The organism is Roseateles sp. (assembly GCF_031397715.1).
Lineage (GTDB): Bacteria > Pseudomonadota > Gammaproteobacteria > Burkholderiales > Burkholderiaceae_C > Paucibacter_A.
This window is the reverse complement of the sequence record NZ_JANNMI010000394.1, coordinates 22920-29830: the sequence shown is the minus strand read 5'-3', so window position 1 is coordinate 29830 and position 6911 is coordinate 22920. Positions and strand designations below refer to the sequence as shown.

The window sequence follows — 6911 nt, the reverse complement described above, 5'->3', positions numbered from 1 at the left end:
GCCGGCGTTATTGACCAAGATGTCGACGCTGCCGATTTCAGCAAAAGCCGCCTTGACGCTGGCCTCGTCCGCCACATCCACCCGGCAAACATCGACTTGGCCAAGCGCGGCCAGCGCCGCCGCTTGGCCGTGCAGCTTGTCGAGATTGCGCCCCAGCAGGCTGACCCGGGCACCCGCCGCCAACAAGCGCTGCGCCACCGCCGCACCGATGCCGCTGCCGCCTCCGGTGACTGCCGCATGCAAACCAAGCAGCGCCAGTGTGGGCGTCTGTGCCCCTGCAGCCGCGCTCATTCAAGCCCCTGCTCTATTTTTGCCGGCTGGGCCAGCGCACGCTGGCGCTCGAACTCCTTTTCCAGCTGCGGCTTGGCCGCCACGTATTGCAGCGGCCAGTCCAGGCCGGCCGGGCCTGGGTAGCCGATCCGCGCCGCTTCGCTCAGCGTCCAGGCCGGGTTGGCTAGATGGGGGCGGGCCACCGCGCAGAGGTCGGCGCGGCCGGCCGCGATGATGCTGTTGACATGATCGGCCTCTGAGATCGCCCCGACCGCGATCGTCGCAATGCCGACCCGGTTGCGAATGTTCTCGGAAAACGGCGTCTGCCACATGCGCCCGTAGGTGGGCTTCTCCCGCTTGCTGACTTGGCCCGAGGACACATCGATCAGGTCAGCCCCGGCGGCCTTGAAGGCGGCGGCGATCAGCACCGCGTCCTCCGGCGTCGTGCCGCCGTCGACCCAGTCATGCGCCGAAATCCGCACCGACATCGGTTGGTCCGCCGGCCACAGCGCACGCATGGCCCCGAACACCTCAAGCGGATAGCGCAGGCGGTTGTCGAGGCTGCCGCCGTACGCATCGCTGCGCTGATTGGTCAGCGGCGAGATAAAGCTGGACAGCAAATAGCCATGCGCACAGTGCAGCTCCAGCCAATCGAAACCGGCCGCCGCCGCGCGCTCGGTAGCGGCGCAGAAGTCGCCCAGCACGCGGTCCATATCGGCGCGCGTCATGGCCCGCGAGGTCTGGCTGACACCCGCCAAATATTGCTGCGGCGCGGCGGACATCAAGGGCCAATCCAGCCCTTTTCCCAGCGGCTGATCGATGCCTTCCCAGCCCCGCCGGGTCGAGCCCTTGGCGCCGGCATGGCCGAGCTGAATGGCGATCTTGGCGCTGCTATTGGCGTGAATGAAGCCAACGATGCGAGCCCAGGCGGCGCCCTGCTCGTCGCTGTAGAGGCCCGGGCAACCGGGCGTGATGCGAGCGTCGGCCGAGGGACAAGTCATCTCGGCAAACACCAGACCAGCGCCGCCGGCGGCGCGCGCCCCCAGATGCATCAGGTGATAGTCGCCGGGCAGGCCGTCCACGCAGGAGTACTGCGCCATCGGCGACACGACGACGCGGTTCTTCAAGGTTAGGCCGCGCAGCGTGAACGGCGTGAACATCGGCGGCACCGCCGGCCCACCCGCCAGCCACGCCTCGAAACGCTCGACATAGGCGGCGTCGCGCAAGCGCAGGTTCTCATGCGAGATGCGCTGCGAGCGGGTCAGCAAGGAGTAGGCAAACTGCTCGGGCGCCAGTTGGGCGTGGCGGGCTATGTTCTCGAACCATTCGGTCGAATTGCGCGCCGCGTTCTGGATCCGCAGCACCTCGATAGCGCGGCTGGTGACATAACGGGTTAAAGCGACGTCCAAATCTCCCTCGGCCGCGCCAATATCCCTGGCCAGCGCAATCGCATCTTCAAGTGCCAACTTGGTGCCGGAGCCGATCGAGAAATGCGCGGTGTGGGCGGCGTCGCCCATCAGCACCACCGGCGCTCTTCCATTGTGATGCACCCAGTTTTTGCAAACCACGCGGGGAAAGCGAAGCCACTGCGCCGAACCGCGCAGATGGCCAGCATTGGAGATCAGCTGGTGCCCATCCAGCACCTTGGCAAACAAGCGCTCGCAAAAAGCGATGCCTTCTTCCTTGCTCATCGCCTCGATGCCGGCCGCCTCCCAGACGTCTTGAGGCGCCTCGACGATAAAGGTCGAGGTGGTGTCATCGAAGCGATAGGCATGGGCTTGGAACCAGCCCCACTCGGTCTGCTGAAAGTCGAAGGTAAACGCCTCGAACAGCTTGGCCGTGCCGAGCCAGACAAAGCGGCATTGACGCAGGTCGATATCGGGCCGGTAGGTCGCGGCGTATTTCTGGCGCACGCGGCTATTCAAGCCATCGGCGGCGATGATCAGGTCGGCGTCCAAGCCCTCATCGTCTTGCACATCGCTCGCATAGCGCAGATCCACACCCAGCTCCACACAACGCGCTTGCAAGATGTTCAAGAGCTTCATGCGGCCGATGCCGCAAAAGCCGTGGCCGCCCGAACGCAGCGTGCGGCCCTTGATGTGGACCTCAATATCGTCCCAATGATTGAAGGCATCGAGGATCTGGCCAGCGGTCTTGGCGTCGGCCTCGCGCATCGCGGTCAGGGTCTGGTCCGAGAACACCACGCCCCAGCCAAAGGTGTCGCCGGGCTTGTTGCGCTCAAACACCGTGATTTCATGCGCCGGGTTTTGCCGCTTCATCAGCAGCGCGAAATACAGGCCGGCCGGGCCACCACCGATACAGCTGATGCGCATTGCACGTCTCCTGGGTGAGCTCGTGAGTGAGCCCGTTAGTGAGCCCATGAGTTGCGTGCAACTTTAGGTATTAATAGTTTAAGTGTCAACTACCGCGTTTGCCCTATTGCGGTCTTATTGCACCAGCGCGGCGGCCTCATGGCAGCGCGCCCTGCGCTCTTGATTGCCGTCTTCATGGGCCATCTGCGCCAACATCAACCAGCTGCGTCGGCGCGCAGCGGCCGGCATCGAATGATCATCGCCAACCTGCTCCAGCATCAAGCGCGCCTTGCCCCACAGCTGCCGCTCGGCCAGCGCGGCACCCAGCGCATAGGCCAGGTACTTGTCACGCGGGAAGCGCTGCACGGCGGACTCCAGGCGCTGCAGCCACTCCGGACCCAGGCCCGGCAAGACCGGCACCAAGGCCTCGGCCAAGACGGCCCGGTCATCCACCTGCAAATCGGCAATATCGTCCCAGAACGGACGCAACCAGCCGCGCCCATCTTCCGGCGCGCCCAGCACCGCTGCGCGTTGTGCCGCCCGCGCGGCCACCACCACATCGCGGCGGTCGACATTGTCGAGTTGCTGCCAAACGGCACGCAGCTGGTCTGCATCACGGGCACCGTCCAGCGCCTCAAATGCCAGCGAGCGCAGCAAACCTTGTGCGGCCACCTTGGAGAAGCCCTGGTGCTTGGCCAAGAGCCTGGCGGTGCGCAGCGCTTCCATCGAGTGCTTGGCCAGCCGCGAAGCCTGCAGCTTCAGGCGCAAGGCCTGCGTGCGGCGCGCCACGCCAGGGTTCAAGTCGGCCAATAATTCCAGCGCGCGGCCGGCATCGCGGTCATCCAATGCCCATTCCGCCGCCAACAGCAAAGCGCCCTCTTCTTGCGCCCTGGTCAGCGAGCTGCGCCGGGAAAAATCCAGCGCCAGTTGCAGCTGCTCGTCGCGGCGCCGCCGGTCCTGCAGCCGATGCGCGCTGCTGGCGGAGAGCAAATACCCCAAGGCCATAAAGCCCGGATCCTGCACCAACTCAGGGGTTTGCATATGAATGCCCAGGGCGCGTTGGGCTGCCTTTTGGGCGCGGCCATAGCGAGCCCCAAAAAACTCGGCCAAGGACTCCCGCAGCGCCAGTTGCGCGGTGCGTTCACGCTGCGCCATACGCCAGGCCCGCGCCCGCTCCGGCAAGGTGGTCAGCGCATGCAGGGTCTGAATCGCCGTCACCAGCGCAAAACATGCGCCCACCAAGACCAGCAAAAACAGATTCAGCGACACATCCAGCCGCCAACCATTCCAATAAAAACTCGCCAGCCCGTCGTTGCGGCCCAGCACCAAGGCCGCGACCACCGCGACCGCAAACAACAAGACCAGCCAAATAATGGTGCGCATGCGCCTGAGCCCCGGTCAACGTCCGGCCGCTGCAGCGGCCAGGGCTGCCAGCGTGTCATCGGGTCGGGGCACATTGACTTGGCGCGCTTGGCCCGCAACTTGCCGGATTAAATCGTTGGCCACCATCACCTTGCGCGACTGCGGATCGAAATAGCGGGCCAAGGCCTCCTGCGCGTCGCGCAGGTCGGCTTGCGCGGTGTCGAACTGCCGACTCAACAGCGCCAAGCGCGCATTCAAGAGCCGCAGCTTCAGGTTTTCGCGCAGGAAGAAAGCCTGCTCCGGCGCCAACAGTGCGGCCTCCGGATGATCAATCCGCGTGACCCGCAACAGCGTTCGGGCCTCGCCCCAGACCAGCCCTGCGCCGTCGGTCAGGCTCTTTTTGAGCTGCCAATACCAACGCCCCAGCATGCCGTCGGCCGCATCGGGCGCACCGGCTTTGTCTGCAGCGGCGCCGACGCGCGCTGATTTCGCCGCCTTTACGGGGCCCTTTTCGAGTTCAGGCGCTCGCTCGGCACTCGCCATCAAGGGCAACTCGTCCAGCAAGCGCACCACCTCGTCCAGCTTGATGGTGAGCGTTGCAATATCGACCACGCTGATCGCCTTGACCCGTTCAAGATCACGCACCACGGCCCGGCGCACACCCTCCATGCGCGGCTGCTTGTAGCGCAAGAGGCGCTCTTCGGCTTGTTTGAGCGTTGCAATCAAGGGTTCGGCACTGCCGGTGATGCTGGATTGCTGCAAAGCCACCCGGATCGAGGCCTCGATATCACCGATCACGTTCTCGTCGCGCGAGCGCGACATCGACTGGATCAACTCCTCCAGCTGGCCGCGCTGCAAGGCCACCTCGGCCAAACGGGCATCCAGCAGGGCCACCTTGGCGGCGGTGTCGCGGGTCAGGTCCTGCGACTGCCGCGCCGCCGCCCGCGCCTCACTGGCGTCGGCCTGCACCGCCGCTTGGCGGCGCACCAACTCCTGCTCCAGCGCTTGCTGGCGGCTCATGCTCTGCCAAGCCAGGCCGACGCCGGACAAGGAGGTCAGGGCCAGAATCGCCGCGCCGATTGGCAACCAGCCGGGCAAGGTGGGCGACGCTTGGGTCGCTTCAATGGGGGTTTGTTGGGTATCGCTCACAGTGAAAATGATTGTAGGGGCCGGCCCGCAATCACACCCACCGCTTCGGCCACCGCGCGCGCGTCGGGTCGCGCCAAAACCACATGCCCGACGCCAAGTTCGCGCGCTCGCGCCGCAATCCGCGCATGCGTCGCAATGCATTGAGCGGCCCGCCAATCATGGCCGGCCGGCGCCAGCGCCTGCAAATAGCCGATCGCCTCGGCGCTGCTGAACAGCCAGACATGGCGTGCCGGCGCCGCCAGCGCCTGCGCCAGCAAGCCCTGCTCGGCCGGCGTCAGCTGCGGGCAGCGGCGCTGGTAGACGCTGAAAAACTCTGGGCTCGCGCCCTGCTCGCGCAAGCGGTCGGCCAGCCATTCACGGCCGCCATCACCGCGCAACATCAGCACCCGCCGCCCGGCCCAGGCTCGCCCACTCAACAACGGCCACAGATGCTCGGAGTCCAGGCTGGGTGAATCGGCCGGTGGCTGCACGATCAGCGCCGCCGGCACGCCGGCCTCGGCGAGGGCACGCGCGCTGCCCGGGCCGACACAGGCGGCCAGCGTCTGCGCCGGCCAACTGCTGGCCGGTGGGCGTTCGGCAAAAAAGTTTGCCACCGCATTCGGGCTGACGAACAGCGCCAGCGCCGCCGTCGGTAGCAAGTCCCAGGCCGCCCGCGCCGCCGCGCCGTCGGTAGCAACGATCTCGATCAAGGGCAAGCTATTGGTCGCCACGCCAAGTGCTGCCAAGCGTGCCAGCCAATCGCCTGCCTGCTGCTTGGGGCGGGTCAGCAACAGCGTCAGCTCTGTTTCAGCCACGCCGGCCATTCAGATCTGCGAGGTTTGCGGCAAATAGCCGGCCGCGCCCAAGTCCCGCAAGGCCTGCGCGGCGCGCTCGCCGAACTGCAAGGCCTGTTCGAGGTGGGTGATCTCGGCATGTATCAACGCCTTCAGCAGAGGCCGCTCGGCCTGTTCCGCATCACCCAACGCGACCGCCAGCTGCAGCTCGGCGCCCACCCATGACGCGTGCGCGGCCAAGGGCATGCTGCAACTGCCGCCCAGGCTGCGCGACACCGCCCGTTCCGCCTGCGTGGCCAGCCAGGTCGGCTGATCGATCAGGCCGCTCAGCTGGGCCTTCAGCACGGCCGCGTCGGCACGGATCTCCAGGCCCAAGGCGCCCTGACCGGCGCAGGGAATCATCTCCTCGACGCTGAAGCAACAGCGAATGCGCGCCGCCAAGCCCAGCCGCTTCAGGCCGGCCGAGGCCAGCACGATGGCATCAAAACCGCCCTCGTCAAGCTTGCGCAAACGGGTGTCCAAATTACCGCGCAAGGGCTCAATGCGCAAATCGGGCCGCAGCGCTTTGAGCTGCACCACCCGGCGCAGGCTCGACGTGCCGACCACCGCACCCTGCGGCAGCTCGGCCAGGCTGGCATAGCGATTGGAGACAAAGGCGTCGCGCGGATCTTCGCGCTCAAGAATCGCCACCAGCTCGAAGTCGGCCGGCAATTCCATCGGCACATCCTTCAGCGAATGCACGGCCAGGTGCGCCCGGTCCTCCTCCAGCGCGGTCTCCAGCTCCTTGACGAACAGGCCCTTGCCGCCGACTTTGGAGAGGCTGCGGTCGAGGATCTGGTCGCCGCGGGTGGTCATGCCCAGCAGATCGACCGACAAACTCAGGCGCTGCTCCAGCAGGGCTTTGACATGCTCGGCCTGCCAAAGGGCGAGGCGGCTTTCACGGGTGGCAATGATGATTTTTTGACTCATGGCCGAATGCTAGCAGGCGAGCGGCCCAGCATTGGCCGCAGAAGAAACTGTTAAAGTCAGAAACATGTAACCCAGT

General features: G+C 65.9%; 6 protein-coding genes. All 6 read right to left on the bottom strand.

Features of this window, described 5'->3' with window-relative positions:
- Positions 1 to 291 (bottom strand): SDR family NAD(P)-dependent oxidoreductase (locus RMO57_RS17090; protein WP_310388653.1); only part of this gene is annotated, 291 nt, incomplete at its 3' end.
- The gene (locus tag RMO57_RS17085; RefSeq protein WP_310388651.1) at positions 288 to 2603 is read right to left on the bottom strand and encodes a bifunctional salicylyl-CoA 5-hydroxylase/oxidoreductase; all 2316 of its coding nucleotides are present in this window, start codon (positions 2601 to 2603) and stop codon (positions 288 to 290) included. The genes RMO57_RS17090 and RMO57_RS17085, both read right to left, overlap by 4 nt.
- Before the next feature lie 114 nt (positions 2604 to 2717).
- On the bottom strand, positions 2718 to 3965 hold the full coding sequence (locus RMO57_RS17080; RefSeq protein ID WP_310388649.1) for a heme biosynthesis HemY N-terminal domain-containing protein: 1248 nt from the start codon (positions 3963 to 3965) through the stop codon (positions 2718 to 2720).
- A 15-nt stretch (positions 3966 to 3980) separates the two neighbouring features.
- Positions 3981 to 5093, bottom strand: coding sequence for a uroporphyrinogen-III C-methyltransferase (locus RMO57_RS17075; protein WP_310388647.1), 1113 nt, complete (start codon positions 5091 to 5093; stop codon positions 3981 to 3983).
- Positions 5090 to 5887, bottom strand: coding sequence for a uroporphyrinogen-III synthase (locus RMO57_RS17070; protein WP_310388645.1), 798 nt, complete (start codon positions 5885 to 5887; stop codon positions 5090 to 5092). Before RMO57_RS17070 ends, RMO57_RS17075 begins: the two co-directional genes overlap by 4 nt.
- Positions 5888 to 5896: 9 nt before the next feature.
- Positions 5897 to 6835, bottom strand: a complete 939-nt coding sequence (gene hemC / locus RMO57_RS17065) for a hydroxymethylbilane synthase (RefSeq protein WP_310388643.1) — start codon at positions 6833 to 6835, stop codon at positions 5897 to 5899.
- Between the last annotated feature and the right edge of the window lie 76 nt (positions 6836 to 6911).